26 protein-coding genes and 2 rRNA genes are annotated in these 22,655 nt (G+C 49.3%); 9 read left to right on the plus strand and 19 right to left on the minus strand.

Going from position 1 to position 22,655, the window contains the following annotated elements; all coding sequences use genetic code 11:
* From GS535_RS09530 to GS535_RS09545, 4 genes are all read left to right on the plus strand, one after another.
* A 23S ribosomal RNA gene (locus GS535_RS09530) occupies nt 1-758 on the plus strand; the annotation flags it as partial.
* Between the two features lie 86 nt (nt 759-844).
* Nucleotides 845-959 (plus strand): 5S ribosomal RNA (rrf, locus tag GS535_RS09535).
* A 141-nt stretch (nt 960-1,100) separates the two neighbouring features.
* The gene (locus GS535_RS09540) at nt 1,101-1,868 is read left to right on the plus strand and encodes a glucose 1-dehydrogenase (protein WP_160792879.1); all 768 of its coding nucleotides are present in this window, start codon (nt 1,101-1,103) and stop codon (nt 1,866-1,868) included.
* 280 nt (nt 1,869-2,148) lie between these two features.
* On the plus strand, nt 2,149-2,379 hold the full coding sequence (locus GS535_RS09545; RefSeq protein WP_237442274.1) for a hypothetical protein: 231 nt from the start codon (nt 2,149-2,151) through the stop codon (nt 2,377-2,379).
* 283 nt (nt 2,380-2,662) lie between these two features.
* On the opposite strand, the gene cysK is transcribed toward GS535_RS09545, so the two are convergent.
* On the minus strand, nt 2,663-3,670 hold the full coding sequence (cysK, locus tag GS535_RS09550; RefSeq protein ID WP_160792877.1) for a cysteine synthase A: 1,008 nt from the start codon (nt 3,668-3,670) through the stop codon (nt 2,663-2,665).
* A gap of 114 nt (nt 3,671-3,784) precedes the next feature.
* Between cysK and GS535_RS09555 the strand changes: the two genes are divergently transcribed.
* The 5 genes from GS535_RS09555 (at nt 3,785) to GS535_RS09575 (ending at nt 8,151) form a co-directional block, all read left to right on the plus strand.
* Nucleotides 3,785-4,237 (plus strand): Rrf2 family transcriptional regulator, encoded by a 453-nt coding sequence (locus GS535_RS09555; RefSeq protein WP_160792876.1) that lies wholly within the window; start codon nt 3,785-3,787, stop codon nt 4,235-4,237.
* A 99-nt stretch (nt 4,238-4,336) separates the two neighbouring features.
* Complete coding sequence (cysG, locus tag GS535_RS09560) at nt 4,337-5,764, plus strand: siroheme synthase CysG (RefSeq protein ID WP_202409342.1); 1,428 nt, start codon at nt 4,337-4,339, stop codon at nt 5,762-5,764.
* Complete coding sequence (locus GS535_RS09565; protein ID WP_160792875.1) at nt 5,764-6,093, plus strand: DUF2849 domain-containing protein; 330 nt, start codon at nt 5,764-5,766, stop codon at nt 6,091-6,093. The genes cysG and GS535_RS09565 overlap by 1 nt, the downstream gene beginning before the upstream one ends.
* Nucleotides 6,090-7,760, plus strand: coding sequence for a nitrite/sulfite reductase (locus GS535_RS09570; protein ID WP_160792874.1), 1,671 nt, complete (start codon nt 6,090-6,092; stop codon nt 7,758-7,760). The genes GS535_RS09565 and GS535_RS09570 overlap by 4 nt, the downstream gene beginning before the upstream one ends.
* Nucleotides 7,747-8,151 (plus strand): DUF934 domain-containing protein, encoded by a 405-nt coding sequence (locus tag GS535_RS09575; RefSeq protein ID WP_160792873.1) that lies wholly within the window; start codon nt 7,747-7,749, stop codon nt 8,149-8,151. Before GS535_RS09570 ends, GS535_RS09575 begins: the two co-directional genes overlap by 14 nt.
* A 1,142-nt stretch (nt 8,152-9,293) precedes the next feature.
* Here the strand turns inward: GS535_RS09575 and GS535_RS09580 are convergent.
* The 18 genes from GS535_RS09580 to GS535_RS09665 all read right to left on the minus strand — a co-directional run bounded on the left by GS535_RS09580 (nt 9,294) and on the right by GS535_RS09665 (nt 22,375).
* Nucleotides 9,294-9,527: a hypothetical protein gene (locus GS535_RS09580; RefSeq protein ID WP_160792872.1), complete on the minus strand. Its 234-nt coding sequence runs from the start codon at nt 9,525-9,527 to the stop codon at nt 9,294-9,296.
* A 102-nt stretch (nt 9,528-9,629) separates the two neighbouring features.
* Nucleotides 9,630-9,932, minus strand: a complete 303-nt coding sequence (locus GS535_RS09585) for a hypothetical protein (protein ID WP_160792871.1) — start codon at nt 9,930-9,932, stop codon at nt 9,630-9,632.
* Nucleotides 9,933-10,012: 80 nt separating this feature from the next.
* Nucleotides 10,013-10,255 carry a hypothetical protein gene (locus GS535_RS09590; protein ID WP_160792870.1) on the minus strand — a complete coding sequence of 81 codons (243 nt, stop codon included), beginning with the start codon at nt 10,253-10,255 and terminating at the stop codon, nt 10,013-10,015.
* A 10-nt stretch (nt 10,256-10,265) separates the two neighbouring features.
* Nucleotides 10,266-10,679, minus strand: coding sequence for a structural protein P5 (locus GS535_RS09595; protein ID WP_160792869.1), 414 nt, complete (start codon nt 10,677-10,679; stop codon nt 10,266-10,268).
* A gap of 2 nt (nt 10,680-10,681) precedes the next feature.
* Complete coding sequence (locus GS535_RS09600; RefSeq protein ID WP_160792868.1) at nt 10,682-10,963, minus strand: hypothetical protein; 282 nt, start codon at nt 10,961-10,963, stop codon at nt 10,682-10,684.
* A gap of 44 nt (nt 10,964-11,007) precedes the next feature.
* A complete protein-coding gene (locus GS535_RS09605; protein ID WP_160792867.1) occupies nt 11,008-11,262 on the minus strand; it encodes a hypothetical protein in 255 nt (84 codons plus the stop codon).
* Nucleotides 11,259-12,140 (minus strand): collagen-like protein, encoded by an 882-nt coding sequence (locus GS535_RS11240; RefSeq protein WP_160792866.1) that lies wholly within the window; start codon nt 12,138-12,140, stop codon nt 11,259-11,261. The genes GS535_RS09605 and GS535_RS11240 overlap by 4 nt, the downstream gene beginning before the upstream one ends.
* 7 nt (nt 12,141-12,147) lie before the next feature.
* Nucleotides 12,148-12,600 carry a hypothetical protein gene (locus GS535_RS09615; protein ID WP_160792865.1) on the minus strand — a complete coding sequence of 151 codons (453 nt, stop codon included), beginning with the start codon at nt 12,598-12,600 and terminating at the stop codon, nt 12,148-12,150.
* 91 nt (nt 12,601-12,691) lie between these two features.
* Entirely contained in the window at nt 12,692-13,198 is a 507-nt protein-coding gene (locus GS535_RS09620; RefSeq protein ID WP_160792864.1) for a hypothetical protein, read from the minus strand.
* Entirely contained in the window at nt 13,198-15,144 is a 1,947-nt protein-coding gene (locus GS535_RS09625; RefSeq protein ID WP_160792863.1) for a hypothetical protein, read from the minus strand. Before GS535_RS09625 ends, GS535_RS09620 begins: the two co-directional genes overlap by 1 nt.
* A gap of 15 nt (nt 15,145-15,159) precedes the next feature.
* Nucleotides 15,160-15,642: a hypothetical protein gene (locus tag GS535_RS09630; RefSeq protein ID WP_160792862.1), complete on the minus strand. Its 483-nt coding sequence runs from the start codon at nt 15,640-15,642 to the stop codon at nt 15,160-15,162.
* 9 nt (nt 15,643-15,651) lie between these two features.
* Nucleotides 15,652-17,490, minus strand: a complete 1,839-nt coding sequence (locus tag GS535_RS09635; RefSeq protein ID WP_160792861.1) for a hypothetical protein — start codon at nt 17,488-17,490, stop codon at nt 15,652-15,654.
* A 75-nt stretch (nt 17,491-17,565) separates the two neighbouring features.
* Nucleotides 17,566-17,973 (minus strand): hypothetical protein, encoded by a 408-nt coding sequence (locus GS535_RS09640; protein ID WP_160792860.1) that lies wholly within the window; start codon nt 17,971-17,973, stop codon nt 17,566-17,568.
* Complete coding sequence (locus GS535_RS09645; RefSeq protein WP_160792859.1) at nt 17,974-19,248, minus strand: hypothetical protein; 1,275 nt, start codon at nt 19,246-19,248, stop codon at nt 17,974-17,976. It lies immediately after the preceding gene.
* An 8-nt stretch (nt 19,249-19,256) separates the two neighbouring features.
* Nucleotides 19,257-19,916 (minus strand): hypothetical protein, encoded by a 660-nt coding sequence (locus GS535_RS09650; RefSeq protein ID WP_160792858.1) that lies wholly within the window; start codon nt 19,914-19,916, stop codon nt 19,257-19,259.
* Nucleotides 19,916-21,397 carry a baseplate J/gp47 family protein gene (locus GS535_RS09655; RefSeq protein WP_160792857.1) on the minus strand — a complete coding sequence of 494 codons (1,482 nt, stop codon included), beginning with the start codon at nt 21,395-21,397 and terminating at the stop codon, nt 19,916-19,918. Before GS535_RS09655 ends, GS535_RS09650 begins: the two co-directional genes overlap by 1 nt.
* Nucleotides 21,384-21,764, minus strand: a complete 381-nt coding sequence (locus GS535_RS09660) for a hypothetical protein (protein ID WP_160792856.1) — start codon at nt 21,762-21,764, stop codon at nt 21,384-21,386. Before GS535_RS09660 ends, GS535_RS09655 begins: the two co-directional genes overlap by 14 nt.
* The gene (locus tag GS535_RS09665; RefSeq protein ID WP_202401672.1) at nt 21,761-22,375 is read right to left on the minus strand and encodes a hypothetical protein; all 615 of its coding nucleotides are present in this window, start codon (nt 22,373-22,375) and stop codon (nt 21,761-21,763) included. The genes GS535_RS09660 and GS535_RS09665 overlap by 4 nt, the downstream gene beginning before the upstream one ends.
* Between the last annotated feature and the right edge of the window lie 280 nt (nt 22,376-22,655).

Consider the following 22,655-nt stretch of genomic DNA (forward strand, 5'->3'; position numbering starts at 1 on the left):
AGACTTTGAACCCAAGGCGCCAGTCTTGGTGGAGTCATCCTTGAAATACCACCCCCAACTCTTCTGATATCTAACCGAGACCAGTAAGCCTGGTCCGGGACCCTGCATGGTAGGCAGTTTGACTGGGGCGGTCGCCTCCCAAAGGATAACGGAGGCGCGCGATGGTAGGCTCAAGTCGGTCGGAAACCGACTGTTGAGTGCAATGGCATAAGCCTGCCTGACTGCGAGAGTGACAGCTCGAGCAGAGACGAAAGTCGGCCATAGTGATCCGGTGGTCCCTCGTGGAAGGGCCATCGCTCAACGGATAAAAGGTACTCTAGGGATAACAGGCTGATCTCCCCCAAGAGTTCACATCGACGGGGAGGTTTGGCACCTCGATGTCGGCTCATCACATCCTGGGGCTGGAGCAGGTCCCAAGGGTTCGGCTGTTCGCCGATTAAAGTGGTACGTGAGCTGGGTTTAGAACGTCGTGAGACAGTTCGGTCCCTATCTGCCGTGGGTGTAAGAGACTTGAGAGGATTTGTCCCTAGTACGAGAGGACCGGGATGAACGAACCTCTGGTGCACCGGTTGTCACGCCAGTGGCACAGCCGGGTAGCTAAGTTCGGAATGGATAACCGCTGAAAGCATCTAAGCGGGAAACCAGCCTTAAAACAAGGTCTCACAGGGCCGTCCAAGACCAGGACGTTGATAGGTCAGGTGTGGAAGTGCGGCAACGTATGAAGCTAACTGATCCTAATCGCCCATATCTCTCACACATCAAAACACATGCACAGTAGTCAGTCACACTCTCTTCAAAAAACACCAACCAACACTCCCATCACCTTACAGGGTGAGCGGGAAGACCTGGTGGCTATGGCGGGGGCTCCAAACCCGATCCCATCCCGAACTCGGCCGTCAAAACCCCCAGCGCCTATGATACTGCTCCTCGATGAGTGGAAAAGTCGGTCGCCGCCAGGTCCCCTCGCTTACCCTTATTTCAACCCCTCTTCGGAGGGGTTTTTTTATTATATGAATTTTTTACCTTTTGATTTAAATCAACGTATTCTCTCTTATCAGCGTTACCGTAGGGCCATCTTAATATGATGATGGAGATGACCAATGGGACGCGTTTCAGGTAAAATTGCTCTTGTCACTGGTGGCGCCATGGGGATTGGTAAAGCGACAGCCGTGCGCTTGGCCAAAGAAGGGGCCAAGGTCATTTTAGGTGATCTTAATGCAGAAGCAGGGCAGGCAACGGTTAAGGAAATTGAAGAGGCTGGCGGTAAGGCTTGCTTTCTACCATTGAATGTCGCCAAAGAAGAAGACTGGAAAAAAGTCATGGCTGCGATTAAGCAGCATGATGGCCGTCTTGATATCGCTGTCAACAATGCTGGTATTGCGTATGAGGGAACGGTCGAAACGACTTCTCTCGAAGATTGGCGTCGTGTTGAGTCGATCAATCTTGATGGTGTCTTTTTGGGAACAAAATATGCCATTGAATTGATGAAAGAGAACGGCAAGGAGGGCGGTTCCATCATCAATATGTGTTCCAGCTCTGGTCTTGTTGGTATCCCTAACCTGACCGCTTATGGGGCAACAAAGGGCGGCGTGAAAATGTTTACGAAGTCTGCTGCGCTGCATTGTGCGCGTTCAGGCTATAATATTCGTGTGAATAATGTGTGCCCTGGCTACATTTGGACACCATTGGTGGAAGAACTTACTCGCACGGATAAAGAGGCGTATGATCGTCTCGTAGCGGTTCATCCGTTGGGGCATTTGGGTGATACGGATGATATTGCTTATGGCATTCTCTATCTTGCTTCCCATGAATCCAAGTTTGTAACAGCTTCTGAACTTGTTATTGATGGTGGCTATACAGCGGAATAATACGCCTCTATTATTCCTGAGATAGTGTGTTAAGGGCTCTTTTTGGAAAATAAGAGAGCCCTTAATCTATGTCTTTCATATTTTGAATACGAAATAATAATGCAGATTTTTTCATCTTCTCTATTGTGGCTGAGCGTTACTCTTAGTGGTTTTGTTGTCGGAGGCCTTTTATCAGGGCACATGATCCATTGTGCTCAGGCGGAATCTATAGTGGTGCCTCAAAAAGCTTTCCTCAACACAGGGGGTGATGACGGAGAGTGAGAAAGAAGATTTAGAAAAGGTGACGCTGCACTCTTCACCGGAAGAAAAATTTCGCATAGGCGCTCACTATTATCGGCATCCCCAGCAGGCGCATGATTTAGATCGTGCGATTTTTTTAATCACGCAATTGGCTGATGCGGGTTTTGTCGGTGGGCAAGCTTTACGCTGGCTCCATAAAGCGTGTGATGGACAGTATTTGGAGGCTTGTAAGGAAATTCCCGATATTGAAGCGGGGCTTGCGTCTTACTAAGAACGACTTTTTTTAAGCTTATAGCCGTGTCGCTAGTGGTAGTCTTGCATTGCGTTATGGAACGTACCTGATGAAGACGTCTCTCTAGGGGAAGTACAAACTGGTTCGTCATTATAGAGCAGAGAAAGCGCTCTTATATCTGATCAGTCTGTTGTTCGGCACACAGATGACGATCGTCGAGAGGTCGGAGTGTCTTGTTTGATACTGATGCGTTAGATGGCGTGTGCACTGTCACATGATCCCCCGCCCAGTCTTTCTACGAGAACAGGCGGGGGTATTGGTCTTACAACCCAGAGAAAAGTGGGGTGGAGAGATAACGCTCGGCAAAAGAAGGAGCGATGGCGACGATGATTTTATCATGATAGCGTTCTTCGCGTGCGAGGGTCATAGCTGCGAAGAGCGAGGCACCGGAGGAGATCCCAATGGGAAGCCCTTCTGTGCGGGCACAGAGGCGTGATGTCGCAAGAGCATCATGTTCTGCCACAGGGATCACGCGGTCAATGGCGGTCAGGTCGAGTGTTTCGGGCTTAAAGCCCGCGCCAATCCCCTGGATGCCATGGGGCCCGGGTTCGTCACCATTGAGAATGGCACTTTCCATCGGTTCAAGACCGATGACCTCAAGCCCCTTTTTGCGCTTTTTGAGGGCTTGCGCGATGCCGGAGGCCGTTCCACCCGTTCCGAGGCCGGCAATGACGACATCAACGGCGCCGTCTGTATCTTGCCAGATTTCTTCAGCCGTCGTGGTAGCATGAATATGGGGGTTAGCCGGGTTTTGGAATTGGCTAGGCATCCATGCATTGTCTGTTTTGCGCACAATCTCTTCTGCTTCTTCAATCGCGCCTCGCATGCCCTTAGCGGCTGGGGTGAGCTTGAGGGTGGCACCAAGCAGCGTCATCATTTTGCGACGTTCGATGGAGGCACTTTCAGGCATAGTGACGATGAGCTTATAGCCCATGGAGGCTGCGGCAAAAGCAAGGGCAATGCCGGTATTCCCCGATGTTGGTTCCACAAGAGTGGAGTGATGTGGGCTAATGATCCCTCGCTCTTGAGCATCACGAAGCATCGCGACGCCGATTCTGTCTTTTACGGAGCCGAGGGGATTGAAAAATTCGAGCTTTAGTAGGATATGGGCGTGCAGATTTTCACGTTCGGTTAAATGTGGGAGGCCGACAAGTGGCGTACCACCAACCGTCTCAACGAACGAGGGGTACACGCGCCCGCGTGGTTGTGCGAAAGGAGTATCGGAGAGTGGAAAAGGACTCTGCGAAGGGGAGGAAGAGCGATGTGTCATGTGGTTTCTCCTACCAAAGAGGAACATTTTCTGCACAGTCTACTAAACTATTTCACTTTTGACGATGAAATATCGTATAAATAGAGAGATCTTTCTGAGCAGATGAGTTTAACCATGTATCTTAAGAGTGACCGTATTCTGACTGCCTTGTCAATTATGCTAGACGTGGCCTTCTATGCTGGGCGGTCAGGTGTGGTAAGTGGGGCTGATATTGCCAAGCGGAGTGGGTTGCTGCGCCGTGGTATTGAGCCCGTGCTTCAGGCTCTTTCACGGGCTAATTTGTTGGATAGTGTGCGTGGGCCTAAAGGTGGGTACCGTTTGGCGCGCTCCCCTCGTGTGATCGTGCTGCGTGATATTGCGCGTGCCGTTGGGGTTGAGGAAACCTTGAGAGGCGGCAAAGGAGTCGAAAATCCACTTTTTGAAAAGGTTATCGCGCCGTTCTGGGGGATGTTGAACACAAAGGTGGATGCGCATCTTGGCGAGATGACGTTGAGTGATTTGCTCTTACAGGCCGAAAAATCTGGCTTAGAGCGCCCTCATCAAGCGCCTCTTTCGTTTACTATTTAAGAGTGATTATCATCATCACACGATGAACAATGGTATTTTTTAAAAATACCGTCATAAAATGTTGATTTTTGCGCGTAATAGCGCATTCTCTTCTTTGTGATGATGACAAACGCTTCTTATCTTCCCATCGCCTTGCGGTTAGATCAGTGTCAGGTTCTGCTGATCGGTGGGGGGGCTATTGCAACCAATAAGCTCCGCCTTCTTCTCGGTCGTGGTGCGCATATTCATGTCTGGGCGTCTCGTATTACGTCGGAGATTCGCCGGTCGGTTGATCAGGGGATCGTGCAATGGCGGGACGACCCCATTGAGGACGGGGCTTTGCGGGCGCTTTTGCCGCAGATGGCGCTGGGTTTTGCCGCCACGGATGATGACGCTCTGAATAAACGTGTCGCTGAATATGCACATCAGCAACGTGTCCCGGTTTGCGCGGTGGATGACCAAGCCGTATCGAGTTTTATCACTCCTGCTTTTGTGGATCGTACACCTGTGCAAGTTGCGATCACGACGGAAGGAGCGTCGCCTGTGTTAGCGCGACGCCTACGACAAAAGTTGGAGGAGCTTCTCCCCTCAAGCTTAGGAGAGGCGGCGCGCTTTATGCAGGCGCAGCGGGGTTGGATAAAAGAAGCATTACCGGAGGTGGATGAGCGTCGTCGCGTCTGGGAAGCGTTCCTAGATGGCGTGGGGTATGAAGCCGCGTTAGCAGGAGAGCATGAGCGGGCGCGTGAAAGCTTGCAGGCGCTTGTAGAAGGGCGGGAGCGTCAAGGCGAGGTGTGGCTTGTGGGAGCTGGGCCGGGCCATCCTGACCTGCTGACCTTAGCGGCGTTGCGCTTGATGCAGAATGCCGATAGCGTGCTGTATGACAATCTCGTATCGGATCGTATCCTAGACCGTGTGCGGCGGGATGCCGAGCGTGTCTATGTTGGGAAGAAAGCGAGTCATCATACGCTGCCACAGCGCGATATTGAGGCGGAATTATTACGGCGCGCGCAGCGTGGGGAGCGGGTTTTGCGCCTTAAAGGCGGTGATCCCTTTATTTTTGGCCGCGGTGGGGAGGAGATGGAAGCGCTCCTTGCCCATAATATCCCTGTGCGTGTGATCCCTGGTGTGACAGCGGCGAGCGGTTGTGGTGCTGCGGCTGGGATACCGCTGACTCATCGCGATTGTGCTCAAAGTTGCGTGTTTGTGACGGGTCATGCGCGTGCTGATGGGGTGTTGAATCTGCATTGGCCGAGCTTAGCGCAACCGGGACAAACGGTTGTTGTCTATATGGGGTTGGGACAGATTGGTGTTCTGTGCCGGCAACTTATGGCGCATGGCCTACCGGATAGCTGGCCGATGGCGGTGGTGTATCGTGGAACTTGCACTGGCCAACATGTTGTGACGGGCACACTAAGGACTATGCCCCAACGGGTGCAAGAAGAAGGGCTCAGTAGTCCGGTATTGATGATTATAGGGGAGGTGGTGCATCATCGTGGTGTAGGCGCGTTCCCAGCGTTTAACGCTTTTGCGTCGAAGGAGGAGGCTTGATGAAGCGCTTGTCACATCTCAGTCCCGATGAGTGTGTCTTATTGACGGCGGCTCGTTTGCTGGACGGACGAATTGTCTGGCGCGGTCAAGATGGGCGATGGTTTGATCGTGTTGCTCAGGCTACGTGCTTAACGGCAGAAGAAAGCGCGGCTGCGTTAGAAGAGGCGACCGCTCAGGCGGCTCGTCAGGGGGTTATGGGTGTGTATCCCGTTGTGGCCCGTAAAGGGGCGCCGCCTCAGCCGGTGAGTATGAAAGAGCATATTCGTGCCTTTGGCCCGACTGTTCATCCTGAATTTTCTTATGCCCCACAACCGGAGGCCTCCTCATGAAACAGCCTGTTGGACATTACGCGTATGAGTCCCGTGATCGGGAGTTTTTACAAGAACGTATTGCGGAATTTGAAGACCAAGTGAAGCGTCGGCTTAGTGGGGCGTTGAGTGAGGAAGAGTTCAAACCGCTGCGTTTGATGAATGGCATCTATCTGCAAGTGCACGCTTATATGCTGCGCGTTGCGATTCCGTATGGGATTTTAGATAGCCGGCAGCTGCGTAAATTAGCCCATGTGGCACAACGGTATGACCGTGGTTACGGGCATTTTACCACACGGCAAAATATTCAGTTTAATTGGATCGCTCTGGAAGACGCTCCAGCTATTTTGCGTGATTTAGCCGAAGCGGACATGCATGCCATTCAAACGAGTGGTAACTGCATCCGTAATATTACATCTGACGAATATGCGGGTGCGGCGCGTGATGAGCTGATGGATCCACGTGTGCATGCGGAGATTTTGCGTCAATGGTCGACGCTTCATCCTGAATTTACGTTTCTGCCTCGGAAGTTCAAAATCGCGATTTCAGGAAGTCCCGAAGACCGCGTTGCCGCGCGCTTCCACGATATTGGATTATTGGCACGTCCGAGTGAGAATGGGCCGCTTTTTCGGGTCTTTGTTGGGGGTGGTTTGGGCCGAACGCCTGTTGTGGGGCAAGAATTGTTCGACAGCGTGCCAGAAGCCGAATTATTAGCGACGCTTGAGGCGACGTTGCGTGTTTATAACGCCTATGGACGGCGTGATAACCTCTATCGTGCACGGATCAAGATTTTGGTTCAGACGATTGGTATTGAGCCGTTCCGTGAGGCCGTAAAGGCTGAACTGGCGAAGATGGATCTTTCCCATTATCGTCTAACACCGGAGCGTGTGGCAGCTATTCGTGCTCGCTTTGCCGCTCCTGAACTGCATGCTGTTGATGATGCGGATGCTGTGTTGGCACAGCATCAAAAAGAAGACCCTGATTTTGCGCGGTGGGTGCAGAGCAATACACACCCTCATTTTGATGAAGGCTATAGTATCGCCACTGTATCGCTTAAAACGCCCGGGGATATTCCCGGGGATGTGACGGCTGAGCAGATGGACGGTCTCGCAGACATTGCAGAACGCTTTGCTTTTAGTGAGCTTCGGGTAACGCATTTGCAGAATATTGTGCTGGGTCATGTGCGGAAAGATCAGCTCTATGCGCTGTGGCAGGGGCTAAAAGAGCTTAACCTTGCGGCACCGAATATCGGCCTTGCAGGGGATATTGTGAGTTGTCCTGGCTTGGATTATTGCACACTGGCCAATGCGCGGTCTCTGCCTCTAGCGCGTAAGCTAGGCGCACGTTTTGGCGATGCACGCTTGCAAGAAGAGATTGGTGCGTTGAGTATCAATATTTCAGGCTGTATTAATGCCTGTGGGCATCATCATGCGGGGCATATTGGTATTTTGGGCGTCGATAAGCGGGGCTCTGAGTTTTACCAAATTCTGCTTGGGGGACAGGCAGGGGATCACGCGTCAATCGGTGCGATCTTGGGGCCGGCCTTGAGTGAAGATGATGCTGTGGCGGCGATTGCCCGCATAATCGACCATTATCTCGCTCATCGCAATGAGCAGGAAAGTTTCCTAGAGATGGTGACACGTTTGGGGAAAGCACCCTTTAAGGAGGTGGCTTATGAAACTGTTTAACCTGAGTCAGCAGCATATTATTCCTGCGGAGGAGGCAGATCCTGTCTCCTTGGCGGAACTCAAAGAGCACCCCGAAGCGTATGCTGTTGCGTTAGAACCCGATGAGTCTGTTGAGGCTTTGCGTCCCTTTTTGGCACAGATAACGCTAGTTGTGCTTCATTTTCCCATTTTTCGTGATGGGCGTGCTTTTACGCAAGCGCGCTCTCTGCGGGAATATGAAGACTATAAGGAGGAAATCCGTGTTACAGGGCACGTATTGCCTGACCAAGCGGCATTTTTGAGACGCTGTGGCGTAGATACGGTCGTTTTGTCCGATGACGATGACCAAACAGAGTGGGAAGCACAGCTAAAGCGCTTTACCATCACATATCAGCAAAGCATTGCATCATAAGGCTTCAGGGCGGTTTACTGTTCTATAAAGAGCGGTAAACCGTTTTGGTATGTTAGGAGTGCTGTTCGCTATGGAGTGCCCTGCTTTTTTTCCATTTTTCCATATTGGCATTGAGTATGTCGAGGCCTTGGTCATTCATTCCGTAAACAGCCATATGATATTTTAAGAAGATAATAGACAAGATAAATAAGGAGAGAAGAACGGCACACGAAACAGCTATAACGAAGAGAATCTCGGGAAGCGTTAGGGCATCAATGATTGTTAATATGTCTTTAGTAAACATGGAATAGAACCAAGGCCATCATTAAAGGTAAACCGTTACAAGTCTTATGATGGTCTAATTATCTTTTTGTTTCAAGTGCTATTTTTCCAGAGCATTTACTATGGGTGGACGTTTTTTACGATCATCAACTTGTCTTGAAAGATAGAAGGATAGGCAAGATATATAGAAAAATTTTTATTATGAGAACATATTTGTAGGGTTTGCCGATAAAATATGAGAAAGTTTCTTGTCGTTGGGGTGTTTTTATAACAATAGGAAACAGCGTGAGCTGCCCTCGCTAAGGTTATTAGGGCGTTATGAAGACGACGTACATAATCATCGAGAGGTTGATGTGACTTCTTTATTCTTGGCAGTTCGCCCGAGATATTTTATTTGCGAGAAAAACCACGGATAATGCTGAATCTTTGGCAGGGTGATAGGCTTACGCACTAGACAAATGAAGATTCTCTCAGATGTTTGTCTTCACCTAGAAAGTAAAATATTATTGTGGTTCTAGGATGCAGAATGCATAGCTAAAATATAATGGTTATTGCTAGACGGGGAGTAGATAAGGCTATGCCCTTCTTACGGAGCGTGGATAAGATATGTAATACAATCAAGAGGGCCTCAGTTTAGGAGGTGGCTTTAGGTCGATGAGAAGCGGAGTTAGGGCATATCGTTATGATTTCATTTCTTTCGTTACCGTAATCTCTTAACATTTCAGAAATTTTTTGTAGATCGGGATGAGAGCGCAGCTCTGTTGCGGCCTGTTTGTCTTCTTGTATTGTATAATGGACGACCGCTGGACAGAGTGGTGTGTATCGTGTGGGAGTACAGCTGGTGAGAGTGAGGAGGGATGTGTAAAGGAGAATGAGTTTCATCAGAAATCTCCTTTATCGAGTGTCGTTAGCAAGGAACTATCACTGCGGATACCGTTTGTGCGGGCGTCAAGCATCTGTTGAGCAGCTTCTGCACTTTGGGTAGCGTCGCTGGCGTCTTGCTGTTCAGAACGGACGCGTGCACTATTGCGGCCTGCACGGTAAGCGAACGTAACACCTGCCGAAGCCGCAACGGTTAATAGAAATATGATTCCTGCGATTATATAAGGGGTCATAAAGATTATATACTTTCTTGATATATATACTCACATGATAAAAAATGTTGGTCTCGTTTTTTAGGGATTGGGAGAGCTTAAGGAGCTCTCCCAAACGGTGCGCTATGCTACGGTGTGTGGCGTGGTGTTGGGCTGTGTTGCTGTGTTTTTCTTCTCTAATACATGAAGGAGGTTGTGCACGCCTTCTTCAGTTTCTGTGATGCCATTTTCAACTTGTTGGATGGCGTTCAGGAGAGCATTGAGATCGAATGTTCTCTCGAGTAAGGGGGCGAATTCGTCACCGAGTGAACCGATGACCGAAGCAATGGCATGGATGCGTGTTTTGGTTGAGGCATTTTCGCTTGAACCTAGGGCGCTCTCAATGAGGCCTTCAAGGGACGTAATGACGTCAGAAGCGGTGGTCATGGGGGAGTATCCTTATATGTGTGATGAAAATGGTGCGTCCCGGAGTTATTGAGTTCTCCGGGTTTATTCATGAGAGAGCGTCATTTTTTGGGCTGTGATAGACCGTCGCGACGTCCGGCTTGGAAACGATTGGTCGCCCATCCAATATTGAGTGCGACCGTACTAACAGCACGATAAATGAGCTCCCAGCGTGAGTTACTGGCAGGGGGGCGTACGCTGATCGTGATAAGCTTGCAGGCAATAATCACACCGGTAACGATCAGGCCGATATTGTTAGGTAAGAGGTCAAGAAAAGAGGTGATGTCCATAAAGTCTCCAGACATAAAAAACGCCTCAGCAGGCGGTCTCTTGAGCGATGGTATTGACGAGGGGGCCGTAAGGGTCTTGGCCATTTTCGACCCGTATAATGGCGTGCATAAGGGCCGCTAGTCGGTCAGGTGTGAGAGGGCCAAGGGGTGCGGTGGGTTTTACATTGAGATGCGAGGCCACCGTTTGAGTATAAGCATTGGTATTATTGTCGTCAGAAGGTGGCGCCCATTTAGCAATGATGCCGTCAATAGTGTCGATCCCATCACGCTGCTGGTAGCGTAGGAGTTGGTCTCGCAATGCGCGGAGGCCGTCTTGAGCGGTGGGAAATACAGCGAAGCGCCCGTGGGGCCCCGGCTCTTTATGGGCGCCGGCTTGGCCAACATAATTGAGATTGCCGGGATTATGGTTGCGGATACCGCGAGGAAGAGAGGAAGCCATAGCTACCATCCAAAACTGCGTTTGCAGAGCTCAAATAGCCCAACGGCAATGCCGCCGCCTGCACCACCTGCGACGGTGAGAAGCATGGTCTTGCGGTTGTTCATCTCGGTCATTTGTTGGGAGATTTTGGCAAAGCCATCATTCATTTGTGAGGCGACGGCGCTGACTTTGTCAGAGAGCGATTGAATGCTTTCTTGAGCGTATTTCTGCTTGGTTTCGAGAGTGACCACACGGTCGCGGAGCTCATTGACTTCGCCGCGTTTGGCGCAGTCAGTATCAATCATGGGAAGTGAGTGTCCTTATAAAAAAACCACCTCAGCGGGTGGTGTTATTGGTCGAGAGATGCAGGAGCAGAGGGAAGTTCCCCCCACGCTTTTTGGGCATTGGCTAAATTTTTTAACGCTCGGTAATAGGCTAGAGTCTGCGGGCCACAAAGCCGTTGAACGACGTGATCTTCTAACGCGTCACGAAAAGTGGTGAGTTCATTTTGTGCAATGGTTGAGGCCATATTACTCATGGAAAATTGTGGGTCTGAGTGCTCAGGGTCACCAAAATTATGGCCACCAAAGATTTGATCGGTCATGATGCTGTTCCTTTTTGTGAGGTTTCGGGGATGCCCCAAAGAACGAATGAGGTGGCTTCTTTGCTAAAGCCAGGCCATCCCGTAGGATGTTGAAAGATAAAGCTTTTCCTGCCGACGGCGATAATGCGAGGCCCAGATGTTGAAGAGCTTCCTGTATCGCTGACAGGAGAAATGGGACTTCCATCCCAGTTTAGGGGAACAATGTGTGTTGTAAGCTGGATGAAAGGAGGTACTTGGAAAGAAAGACCATTGGGATAAGCGATTTCTTCTTGGTTGCCGGCACCTCCATCGCATGTAATGCGGAAAAAGGTGGCGACGACACCGTCTTCAGAGGTGTTTTTGATAGAGCCAAGTGAGGCTTGGACGCCGGTAGGGCCTTGGGGGCCTGGCTTCCCATTAGGGCCGGCAGGACCGGCCGGGCCGACGGTGCCCTGAGGGCCTTGGTCTCCTTTCGGCCCTGCTGGGCCGGTTTCGCCTTGAGGGCCGGTAGGGCCTTGGGGGCCTTGGTCTCCTTTTGAGCCTGCTGGGCCTGTATTTCCTATTGGCCCCGTGTCTCCTTTGGGGCCAGTTGGCCCTTGTGGCCCGGCTGATCCTTGGAGAGTTGCGATCCAATCGTTGAGGGAGCCTGTATAGCCCTGCATGACAGCAAGCTGATACGCACTAAGTCCCGTATCTCCCTTGGGGCCACGCTGCAGCGCTGAATGTGGGATTAATGCTGCATGAGGAGCAGCGGTCGGATCAGATGAGATTAAACCGAGAACGGCATCATCTTCTGAAGGCGTATCGTAACGAGGAAGGCTGGTAATGGGGGCTGTTTGGGGAGGATTGGATGATATTGAAGTAGGCGTGGTGGATGTCTGTGTGGAAGAATCTGTCATAACAGTCTCATAAAGTGAGTGGAGAACCGTCTTCGAGCGTAAGAACAGTGCCGTTATTGGAAAGGGATGAGGGAGGGAGGCAGTAATTACCAGGCAAGCGAAGAGGGGCAGGCGCTAAAAATGTTGTATTATCGTTTTGTATATTTAATGTAACATTAAGCGTGTGCTGCCGTCCCGCTGTGGTAAAAAGTGTCATGCTGATCGTCGTTAAACCAGGTGTTCCTCCTGTGAGGGCTATGGCAGCCTTGCCCTCGACAACGCCCCACCAAAGAAGGGTCAGACCACTTTGTGGCGGAAGAGTAACGTCAATAGCGTCTAAGAGATCACCGCTATCTTGGAGCCAGAGAGACGGGTCAAGGGCATAATCAAGCGTGTCGCTTTTGAGTTTATCGGGCCATTGCAGGCTGACTGTCGGGTCGATGGGGACAGGAAGCGTGCGTGCCCGTGATAATCGGGACATAATGATAAAGTCTCATAAAAGTGTCAGGAGAGAGGAGTTATGATGTTAGGTGAGGCACGTTGGCCGCAATAAAATAGGACAAGGGCATTTCTTATTGTGTTGGCTCAGAAGGCGCTGTTGGTAGAACAGTGCTGGTTGTGTCTGAGCCATTAACAATAGCACGCAAGACTTGTACGTAATCGCGCATTTTAGGGCCAAAACTCTCGCCCATGGCCGACACCATACTGGCCTGTTGTTGAACAGCCTGTAGAGATGTCTGTGCTTGGTCTTTTAAGGGCGGAATGTAGGGTGTCGGGGTGAAGGGAATAATCTTTCCTTCAAAATATGCGGCACATCCGCCAAGACCATTTTGGTTATACTGTATGTCGTCCCATGTTTCTTGGGTCATATCTGGAAGATAGAATGCCTTATACCCTTCTGGTGTTTTATAGGACGGTGGTTCTGTGCCTTCGTCGTAATGTAGAATGTCCCACCCAACAATTCTGGCTGGCTTTGTCGGTTCGGCATCAGAATGCACTAATACGACAAATATGCTCAGCTGTGGCAATATAATTGGCTGGTGCGTGTCGTGGGATAGGGGTGTATTGGGGGATGTCATTATGCAGCCCATCCTTCAACGGTTACATCAATTGTGACTGGGGTCGTTTCTGCTTGAATCTGACCAGAATTGTTTTTATCAATCGTTTCGATTGCGACTTGACAATTAAAACGATTGGGTAAGGTACTATAAAAATAGTTGACGATGTGGAGTTGCCCATTTCCATTATCTTGAGGAGAAAAACTGGCTACGACGAGGTCATCACGCGCAAAAGCGATTGGCCATGTGATGAGGCCCCCGTTGGATACTTGCACGCGAAAGCATTGTCGCATACGTGGCGCACCTGTGTTGCCTGTCTCGAGAACATTGTTACCCGTTGGTGTTGTGATTGTTTTTTGTGCCGGGTTGAATTGCCAAGATTGGTAAATTTGTCCCGGATTATTACCCCCCAGAACAAGACGCATATTGCTATCGTCTTTCACTTGCCCCCAGACTGAGCAAAAACCACCGCCAATTTTGTATTGAATTTGTGGAGAGCCTTCCCATGACCCGTAGGTATTCCCGGCGTCTAGTATAAGTCCTCCAGAGGACGTATCACCAAAGCGGCTGAGCTTAGCACTGTCAAGGGCGGCAGTATCGTCGGTAGTTGCAAGGATTTTTCCCGATGCAGAACCGATATTTTGCACAGTAACCCGGCCATTCCCTACATCATCAGCTTCAAGAAGGATATGGCCGCTTGGTGTGGTAATGCGCCCGTCGTCCGAACGGAAGCCCCACGCTTTGTTGGTGCCATCTACGTTCTGAGCATAGAGTAATGTTTGGAAGTTTCCATCATTACGAATTTGGCCAAAAATTGCTCCTAATGCCTTCGATTTTTGAAATCTGAAAATGCTTTGCGGTGTTGCGGCCCAAGGGGAAACAGTGACATCTGATTCATAGATGAGGTTTCCAGGCATTGTATCGCCAAAACGATTGACTTTGCTGGCGACGTCGTCAAGCGTTGCAAGAGTTTTGCCAGAGGCAGAGCCTATATTCTCAAGAGTGACATGACCATTACCCGTGTCTACGCCTTCTAGAAAATGGGTTCCGCGTTCGGTGGTGATATTACCTTTCGTATCTGCGCTGAGAAGGGTATGATAATTTCCACCACCATCACGTAAGACTAAGCGGCCAGTTGTTACGCCCGCATTGGCATCATTAACAAGCTGAAGAAAAAACTGCTCTGCGTTAAGAGATGCTCCAATCGGCTGAGTGAGTTCAAGATTCCCTTGTTGGTATGTTCCTTGAGAAAGGACAGGGCTGTGAAAGCTCGTATTGCCCGTAACGTTGAGCTTGCCATTAATAATGGTTTGGTCATAATTATCGATTTGGATTGGAAGATGGAAGTTTCCACCGCCATCACGTAAGACCAGTCGTCCGGACGTATAACCAGTGTTGTTATCATTGACGAGCTGAAGGTAGAATTTCTCTCCTTCTAATGCAGCGCCAATTGGTTGAGTCGCATAGACATTTTTTGATGGATTAAATGTTCCTGTTGAATACAGAGCTCCTGTAAGTGTATCTCCAGAGCGGTTTATCTTGGAGTTTTGAATATCAGAGATTGCTGCATTGAGGTTATTATCGGTATCTGCACGAATTTGTGATTCATTACTTAGCTGTAAAGATGTTGCAAAGTCACCGCTTTCCCCTGGAGGGCCAGCAGGCCCTTGGGGGCCAGGGTCGCCCTTGTCGCCTTTTGCTCCTGCGGGAAAGCTTACCGTTGATGTATGGACTTGTCCGTCTTGGCTTTGAACATATAAAGTTCCATTACTGGTTTGTCCGGCTGTAATATCTTCTTGTGAGACAGAAATTTTGGTAATAACCCCGCTCCCTTGGTCTAACACATGAAGAGGAAATAAGGCGTAAGAGGCCACGCCGCTTTCATCTGTTTGAGCGCCAAGGATGCGGTTAAGTGGTTGAGACGATTTGGCTAAGGGAAGAGTATTAGGATCAGAGAGATCGGTCATGTATGAAGACCTTCTTTATTGTGTTGGGTTAGAAGGTGCAGTGGGTAAAGCTGTGCTTGTCGTATCTGAACCATTGATAATAGCACGTAAAGATTGCACATAATCGCGCATTTTGGGGCCAAAGGTTTCACCCATTGCTGAAACCATGCTGGCTTGCTGTTGTGCATCTTGTAGAGAGCTTTGGGCTTGTACTTTCAGCGGCGGAGGCGGTAAAGGTGGGGGGTTATATGGTGAAATGCTTCCGTCATCATTGATTTGAGCTTGACTATTCCCCGAAAAAAAATGCCATTCCCATTGTTCTGTCGTGAGGGGAATCATTTGAGTGGTGGGAGGAAAAATTGTGTCGTCGTAATTCATATCCCACGTATCGTACCATCCAGTAATTTGCTGGGGTCTTTCCTTCTCATTTAAAATGACACCATAATAACGGTTAGGCCATGTATCTTTTCTTTGATCTATGGGGGTGGGAGACGATTTTTTTTCTGTTTCGGTATTCATAGTATATCCTTAGATACTGACGGCACGGATAGCGAGCCATACGGGGTCTGTCATGTAAGACGCTAGAGCATGCTTTCCTGTAAATAAGTGGTTAAGGCGGACTCGGAAACCTGTATTGCTCATATCAATATTTCCGTTATCGTCCGTAGTGTTGATAGTGGCAATGACAGTGTTATTATTGTTTCCATCTTGATTATCATTCCATGCAGATAATACGGTCATTGAAACAATAATGTTACTATTGTTGTTCTGGTCTGTTTGATAGTTGGTGAAAGGTTGTGGAAAAGCTATCCAATCTCCATGCCGTGCCTTTGCCCAAAAGGCTTGATCTCCCCCTCTACTTTGTCCTTGTAGTGTGGGGACGAGGCCTCCTGTTGGTGTAATGATGCTGTTATCTGCATTAAAAAACCAACTATGGTCTATGTTGTTTTCATCTCTAACGGAGAGGGCTGCGCTTGCATGGCCTGTATTGCCAAGAAGTTGAAAGCTGGCTTGTGTCGAGGCCCCGTCCACAGTGCTACGTAATGTGCGACCATAGTAATTTCCGTTCCATATATTGCCAGATAAAAGAAGGTCACCCGTCATGGTATCACCAAAACGATTGACTTTGTTCTGTGTTGCGGCGTTGAGGTCGCTGTGCGTTGCGAAATCACCCGCTTCCTGTAGGTAGGTGAGGTGGTTGTTTTCGTCGACTACGCAGGGAATGCCATTATTGCTACTGCGCCAGATACGTGTAATATTAATATCATTACCACCGTAGCCATCGCCCTTAACAATATGCATGACAGAGCCGTCATTGATATTGGCAAGAAGGTTTCCGTTTGTGCCTTTCCATATGTTGGTGAGTGTTAGATCGCCGTCAGAGTAGCCGTGACTTGTGATGTAAGAACCTTCCGGCTGCACATAGAAAAATTTTCCACTAGAATCATTATGAGCCCATATTCTTCCGGTTGTTTTATTGATGCCGATTTCGTTGAGCTGATAGTCAGTATCGTAAGGGTGAGATCTAACAACATCCGAAAGCGCTGTATTTAAGTCGCTATGGGTTGCGAAGTCTCCTAATTCTTGCAATCCAATAATGTTATTATTTTGGTCTTGGATGTAAGGTATTCCTTCATGACCACGCCATAAACGTGTAATATTAATATTATCGCCGCCATAGCCTTGTCCGGACACAAGTTGACTTTCAGCGTTCTCGGCGCGCTGAATTTCGGCATTGAGATCAGATGTTAAGGCAAGAGAACGCCAACCATTGCGTTGGTCATTATAGAGGACGCGATTGGTGCTTCCTTCTGTATGAAGGCCTTTTCCCTGTAGGTCTCCTGACACTATCCCTAACGTTCCGGAAACGTAGGTGTCATTGGTATTGAACGAGATCCATGCGCCGCCCAGACCATTACCGGGAGTGGTTGCGTTTTCATCTTGAGTACTGATCCAGAAAAGGCCGGTAATATTGGGATCACAGACAATCGCATTTTTTCGGTAACCCCCAATACGATTAGCGATAGTCTGGTCGTACACTCCCATATAGCCTGCTTGTGGGAAGAGATCGAATACGCCAGCTGTCATATTGAGAGAGGCAACATCTCCGCTGCTAAAGGCTTGAGCGGTTGTGTTCTCTTGCCCACGTTGAACGGTAAGAGTGTCACCATTGCGACTGAGGACTGTGCATATTTCAAATTGATCGGGGTTTTCAACAGAGGCAAGCGTAAGGGCAAAGAGGTCGCTGGGAGGTTGAGGGGAAGGAAAGAGGCTCCCTGATCCAGCGGTAAGGGTAAGGGTTGTATCATACGACGTGATACTGCGTGCTAACTGCGCCTTAGCACGGTTGGTATAACGGTATGGCATGATTTTTTATTCCTAAAAAGTGATTAATATATAATATTCAATGCATTTTATTTGAAAATAATGACCTTTCACCGTTTATTGTTTTGGATTTTCTGGAGGGGTGGGAAGGTGAGTTTGAGTAGTGTCTGAACCGTTAGCAATAGACTGTAAAATTTGTACATAATTACGCATGTTAGGGCCGAACGTTTCGCCCATCGCTGCAACCATTGTTGCTTTTTGCTGAACTGTTTGCAGAGCATTCTGAGCTTGCATTGGTAATGGTGTTACATAAGGTGGCGGTTCGTAAGAGACGATCTTGCCGTCTTCAAGTGCTTTGGGGGTGTAATCCTGCTGCATGGGTGGCCAGTGGTCATCATCCATGCTTGGCATTAAGATAGCTTCGACATCTTCAGGAACGTCGATACGGTTCCAGCCGATGATCTCGCGAGTTTTGTTGGGATCTTGTCCCGCTTTAACGATAACGTAATAAAGATTGTTGGGCATTTATTTAGCTCCTGTTACTGTAAACATAACCGGGATGGGGGTGATTTGATTCGTAAAGCTGCTTCCAGTCCATACATTGATGCTGATGATGACGCGGAAGCGGTTGACTTCAAAGAAATTAATGACGTGTAAATGATCATTCCCACTATCTTGCGGAATCGCTGATACTTGCACGTTGTCGTTACTAAATTGTTGTGGAAACGTGACAGCTGTATCGTGTGACGCATTAACCGTAAAGCGCTGCGTAAAGCTCGGATCGTTGTTTTTGCTGCTTTCCATTAGCATATTGCCGCTGGGGCAGATGATCGCGCCGTCTCCTCCGGGATACCAGTTCGATCCAGTCCAACCGATCGCGCCGCGCGGATAACCATTGACTATTGTTGTGGGGGTGAGGGTGAGCGCATACTTACCGCTATTGATGGCAAGTGGGCCCTGTACAATGGAGGACTCTGTTCCTAATGCGAAATTAACATCGTTGCTAGGGGAGTACCCCACCATATTTCCGTCATTTTGGAAGGCTACACGTCCCCCGTTGTTATAGCTCACGCTGACAGCCGCCCCGCCAACAGAGGCAATCGTGTCAGTGTTGAGAGTGCCATTGACGACAGGATTTTGAGCGGGCAGGAGCCCGATATAATGGCCATCACTGTCAATGAAGGTGGGAGAAGAGCGATCGCCATTAGCCCCAGTGGAAAAGACAGCAGCACGAACGGCCCCGTCTGTGTTGTTGCCCTCACCAACGACGAGATAGCGCCAACCATTGGCCGCATCATTATAGAGCACTGCACCGCTATTGTTTTGCGTATGTAAGCCAAGTCCAGGATGATCTCCTTGAACCATGCCGTAGGTTCCAGAGACGAGTTGTCCTTCAGCTTGTTGTGCGCGTTGGCTTTCATTCTGTAGATCAGAAGTGAGTGCGAGAGGGCGCCATCCATTAATGCCGTCACCATAAAGAACGGCATTATCACTGCCGCGCGTATGGAGGCCGATCCCGGGATGATCTTCGCTCACTAGACCAGCGCTACCGGAAAGAGGAGCGCTGTCATTAAGGCTTGCAAGAGTATCGTGTAATGTGCGTAACCGTGCGAGAACCTCTTCAACGGTCATGCCATCGAGTGTTGAACTTGTATCCAGTGCAAGTTCCGTTGCTTGTCCATTAATGGCGTCTATTTTGTTGCCAATTGCCTGAGCAACAGTGGTGGATTTTACAATATCAGCACTATTTCCCGTATCGATGTAGGAGTGCCAGTTAGGTGTTGTGTTTTGAGGAGACATAAGGGTCCTTACAGAATATCACCACCAAAGTCCGTATTGCGAGGGACTGGGTGTAAGCTGAGGGTAAAAGTACGCATGGGGGGCACATTGAGGATGCCGTTTGTGAGGATGCGCCCAAGCAGTGCGGTTAGTTCGTCTGGCCAGTCAGCGCGGTCTAGGGTGATGATGACGCGTTTGCCGACACAGCGCACACTAACGGGGTGAGTGCTATTAAAGCGCCAAGCATGACCATTCTCTCCTGTGAGAAAACGCATAATGCGGCGTTTGAGCCACGGGATAGAGAAGTTTAGCCCATCCCCCTTATAAAAGTTCCATGTGAGGATACGCTTGAAGAGATCATCACTAATGGCACTGCCGTCATAATGTTTATCAATAGCGGTGTCATCAATGGTGAGGCGGTCTATGTCTGCGCCGTCAATCTCACCCGAGATACTCCGAATCTCGGTGTAGCTGATACGGTAGCGGAATTGTCCATAAAGACAGAATGCACAATATGTGAGCAGATTGCCTTCCAAGGCTGGCCCGATATAGAGCGCCATGGGGTGGGTGACCATCCATGAAAGGGATTCTTGGGCGAGCTGGTTATAGGCTTTAAAGAAGGCGACAATATTCGCATCATCAGAAAATTGCTGATAGGCGTGAGCGGGGGCAATGAGGTCTGTGCGCATTACCGCCTCACAAGAGAAATATCAGCAGGGGTGATGGTGAAATAGCTTTGAGGATCACCGGCTATGGTTGTCCCTTTTGGAGCGGGCAGAGTCAGAATATCGTCAAGATACAGCTCAAAGGAGAGCTCGGTGATGAGGTTCCCGGGGATGATCTTGAGCAAAGCGGCTTCAAAAGCCGTGCTGAGCTGCATGATATTGATAGGCTCATTGACAGAGAGGTTGTTGATATAGTCCGCTAGATTGGGGGCGCATAGGCGTGTTGCTGCGTCATTATCAATGATATTGACCGATGATGTCTGCCAATGGACAATCAAACGCACTTTCTGCTGTAACGGGCGGATGAATGGGATGTCATATCGGTCTGTGCCGTCAAGGAGAGTCGCTGTGAGATTACGGGGATTAGTTTCTACAAAGCCTCCGCTGCGATAAAGAGGCGCTGTGCTCGTATCTAGCGGGATAGTGAAGCGATACGCATCAAGTACTGTAGCGGTGAAGCTACCATTGATGCTTTCCATTCCTTGTGCACCACTGATCGTAACATTCTGCCCATTCGTTAGCCCGTGGGTGAGCGATGTGGAGATCGTGCATGGGTTGGATTGTGTGGCACTACTGACTGTATTGGTGCTGCCTTGAAGAGACAGGAGATCGAAGCAACTTTCATAAATAGCGCCAGCGATTTGTTGTGGGTCGCCACCATCGGCCGTGATGGCATAGCCTTGTGGAATACCATCAACATCACGGTTAATAGATACGGAAAGAGAACGTTCAATGATATTGGGTACTTTTTGCAGACAGCTTTTAATGAAGTTGGGCGTTCCCTGCGTGGTGGATTGTCCAGCTTGGATAATACGGGCACGGTAAGAGGCATCACTTTCCTCCTGTGCACCAATCGTTCCTGGCTGTGGGTTGATAACTGAGAGTGTTACCGATGCAGAAAGGCCGCTCACAACTTGCGTAATCGTGCCTGCGGGAATGCTATATTCCCCCGCACTGATGGCGAGCACGTAAATATTGGTCAGGCGTCCTGTTTCAGGAAGCGTGACATTCTCTTGTGTTTCATACAAATAAGTTCCATCACTGACTTGGAAACCCGCTCCGAGGAAAAGACCGGGTGTCCCTGTGAAAGTGACATATGCTGAAGGGTTGGCCCCTACACCACGTTTAACACCGTAGATTTCACCAAATTGATCCAGCATGGAAGACGTTACATTAAGCGGGGAAATGGCGTTAATGAGATCGACCTTGGCTTGATCAATTTGAAGGAGCGCTCCGACAGCGGTGGAAGCCATGTCTTCAATCAACGTGCCGGGGAGGTCTGTGGTGACACCGGGACTGAGTTTGGCGGCATGTGTGACCAGTTGATCGCGTAATGTGGACGGGTCTGTGGGTTCTACCCCGCTATTAAGCAGGGCAGAGAAGAGGCCAGGGTAACGTTCTTCCAAAAGGGAAAGAAGTGTTGGGGAAAGGTCAGTTTGATCCATGGAAAGGGCCTGTTTGGCTAAAGCTTTGATTGAAAGATTTTTTACCGTTCTGATATGTCGTCCCATCAGGGAAAATAGCGGCTACTTGATACACAGGGTTATCCTCCGTAGAGGTACTGTCATGGGTAATGCGTAAAGAGGCGAAATAGTCTGAAAAGCGATTTTGAGTAAGGTTGACATAATAGTCTGGCCAGATCTGCGTCACTATATTTTGTGTGACGGGCAAACCCCAGTCTGCCCAAAAATGAGATTCTCCAAGCTGGAGTAGGAGCGCATTTTGGAGCCATGCAATGCTGGCTTGCTTATCGTCGACGGATTTCCATTGTTGAGTGCCATCGGGTTGGTGCTGGCGTGTCCAGACTCTCATGAAAGGATACCTCCTGTGGGGGCGCCATTATGGCCGTTACTATGGGTGTGAGCTTTGTATTCTTGCCCGTTAATGACGAGGTCTCCAGTAATGGACACCGTCCCTCCAGAAAGCGTTACGTTGGCACTTCCTGTGGAAAGTGTGATGTCGTCATGGGTGAGACGAACGGTGTTTTGGTGGCCTAAACTGGGGGTGAGCTGCACGCCCTCAACGCCGTAGAGGTTGAGGAACTGTCCATTCATCCTTTTCCATGCTGCGTGGGAGAGTGGGACAAACACGCAAGTAGAGAAGTTACCGGGGCGCTCCCCCATAGTTGGGCGACGGATACCAAGGCCTGTCATCATGCCAAGCGTGAGATGGGCAGTGATGACCATACCTAAACACCCCGGTTGAAGAGGAGCACGGATATACTCACTTTCCAGTAAGGGTACACGGAGCCGTGGGATTGGTACTGGACTATCTGCTTCAATTTGTACAATAGCGATCCGTCCCTCCATTTCCACAAGTGATGCGGGCAAAATAGAAGGCAAATGATCCATCGCACGGGACGCATGATAGCGGGCGGCATGGGTAAAGGCATCTGCTTGGGGGATTTTACGGAAACTACTCATAGAAGAACCTTTTGGAGAGGAAAGTAAAAAGCTTAAAATCAATCTGAAGTTGTTTTTAAATAGACATCGACGTCAATAATAGTAATGCTAAAATATAAAAAACGGCATAATACGCGGAAGAGCGAATGAGAAGAAACTTATTTATTGGTTTTTCTTGAAATACTATAAAATGGAATGGACGGTGGCTGACTGACGCATGTCTATAGACATTGACACATACAAAGGGGGAATATTGCTTATAAAGTGAGGTAAAGAACCTCCCGACGTAGAGGAAGGAAGG

It is taken from the genome of Saccharibacter sp. EH611 (genome assembly GCF_009834765.1).
Lineage (GTDB): Bacteria > Pseudomonadota > Alphaproteobacteria > Acetobacterales > Acetobacteraceae > Saccharibacter.

What these genes read in the sequence shown, in the direction of transcription:
- GS535_RS09540 (WP_160792879.1), top strand. Translation starts at nt 1,101, where the DNA reads ATGGGACGCGTTTCAGGTAAAATTGCTCTTGTCACTGGTGGCGCCATG.
- cysK (WP_160792877.1), bottom strand. Translation starts at nt 3,670, where the DNA reads ATGACACATCGCTCTTCCTCCCCTTCGCAGAGTCCTTTTCCACTCTCC.
- GS535_RS09555 (WP_160792876.1), top strand. Translation starts at nt 3,785, where the DNA reads ATGTATCTTAAGAGTGACCGTATTCTGACTGCCTTGTCAATTATGCTA.
- cysG (WP_202409342.1), top strand. Translation starts at nt 4,337, where the DNA reads ATGATGACAAACGCTTCTTATCTTCCCATCGCCTTGCGGTTAGATCAG.
- GS535_RS09565 (WP_160792875.1), top strand. Translation starts at nt 5,764, where the DNA reads ATGAAGCGCTTGTCACATCTCAGTCCCGATGAGTGTGTCTTATTGACG.
- GS535_RS09570 (WP_160792874.1), top strand. Translation starts at nt 6,090, where the DNA reads ATGAAACAGCCTGTTGGACATTACGCGTATGAGTCCCGTGATCGGGAG.
- GS535_RS09575 (WP_160792873.1), top strand. Translation starts at nt 7,747, where the DNA reads ATGAAACTGTTTAACCTGAGTCAGCAGCATATTATTCCTGCGGAGGAG.
- GS535_RS09580 (WP_160792872.1), bottom strand. Translation starts at nt 9,527, where the DNA reads ATGACCCCTTATATAATCGCAGGAATCATATTTCTATTAACCGTTGCG.
- GS535_RS09585 (WP_160792871.1), bottom strand. Translation starts at nt 9,932, where the DNA reads ATGACCACCGCTTCTGACGTCATTACGTCCCTTGAAGGCCTCATTGAG.
- GS535_RS09590 (WP_160792870.1), bottom strand. Translation starts at nt 10,255, where the DNA reads ATGTCTGGAGACTTTATGGACATCACCTCTTTTCTTGACCTCTTACCT.
- GS535_RS09595 (WP_160792869.1), bottom strand. Translation starts at nt 10,679, where the DNA reads ATGGCTTCCTCTCTTCCTCGCGGTATCCGCAACCATAATCCCGGCAAT.
- GS535_RS09600 (WP_160792868.1), bottom strand. Translation starts at nt 10,963, where the DNA reads ATGATTGATACTGACTGCGCCAAACGCGGCGAAGTCAATGAGCTCCGC.
- GS535_RS09605 (WP_160792867.1), bottom strand. Translation starts at nt 11,262, where the DNA reads ATGACCGATCAAATCTTTGGTGGCCATAATTTTGGTGACCCTGAGCAC.
- GS535_RS11240 (WP_160792866.1), bottom strand. Translation starts at nt 12,140, where the DNA reads ATGACAGATTCTTCCACACAGACATCCACCACGCCTACTTCAATATCA.
- GS535_RS09615 (WP_160792865.1), bottom strand. Translation starts at nt 12,600, where the DNA reads ATGTCCCGATTATCACGGGCACGCACGCTTCCTGTCCCCATCGACCCG.
- GS535_RS09620 (WP_160792864.1), bottom strand. Translation starts at nt 13,198, where the DNA reads ATGACATCCCCCAATACACCCCTATCCCACGACACGCACCAGCCAATT.
- GS535_RS09625 (WP_160792863.1), bottom strand. Translation starts at nt 15,144, where the DNA reads ATGACCGATCTCTCTGATCCTAATACTCTTCCCTTAGCCAAATCGTCT.
- GS535_RS09630 (WP_160792862.1), bottom strand. Translation starts at nt 15,642, where the DNA reads ATGAATACCGAAACAGAAAAAAAATCGTCTCCCACCCCCATAGATCAA.
- GS535_RS09635 (WP_160792861.1), bottom strand. Translation starts at nt 17,490, where the DNA reads ATGCCATACCGTTATACCAACCGTGCTAAGGCGCAGTTAGCACGCAGT.
- GS535_RS09640 (WP_160792860.1), bottom strand. Translation starts at nt 17,973, where the DNA reads ATGCCCAACAATCTTTATTACGTTATCGTTAAAGCGGGACAAGATCCC.
- GS535_RS09645 (WP_160792859.1), bottom strand. Translation starts at nt 19,248, where the DNA reads ATGTCTCCTCAAAACACAACACCTAACTGGCACTCCTACATCGATACG.
- GS535_RS09650 (WP_160792858.1), bottom strand. Translation starts at nt 19,916, where the DNA reads ATGCGCACAGACCTCATTGCCCCCGCTCACGCCTATCAGCAATTTTCT.
- GS535_RS09655 (WP_160792857.1), bottom strand. Translation starts at nt 21,397, where the DNA reads ATGGATCAAACTGACCTTTCCCCAACACTTCTTTCCCTTTTGGAAGAA.
- GS535_RS09660 (WP_160792856.1), bottom strand. Translation starts at nt 21,764, where the DNA reads ATGAGAGTCTGGACACGCCAGCACCAACCCGATGGCACTCAACAATGG.
- GS535_RS09665 (WP_202401672.1), bottom strand. Translation starts at nt 22,375, where the DNA reads ATGAGTAGTTTCCGTAAAATCCCCCAAGCAGATGCCTTTACCCATGCC.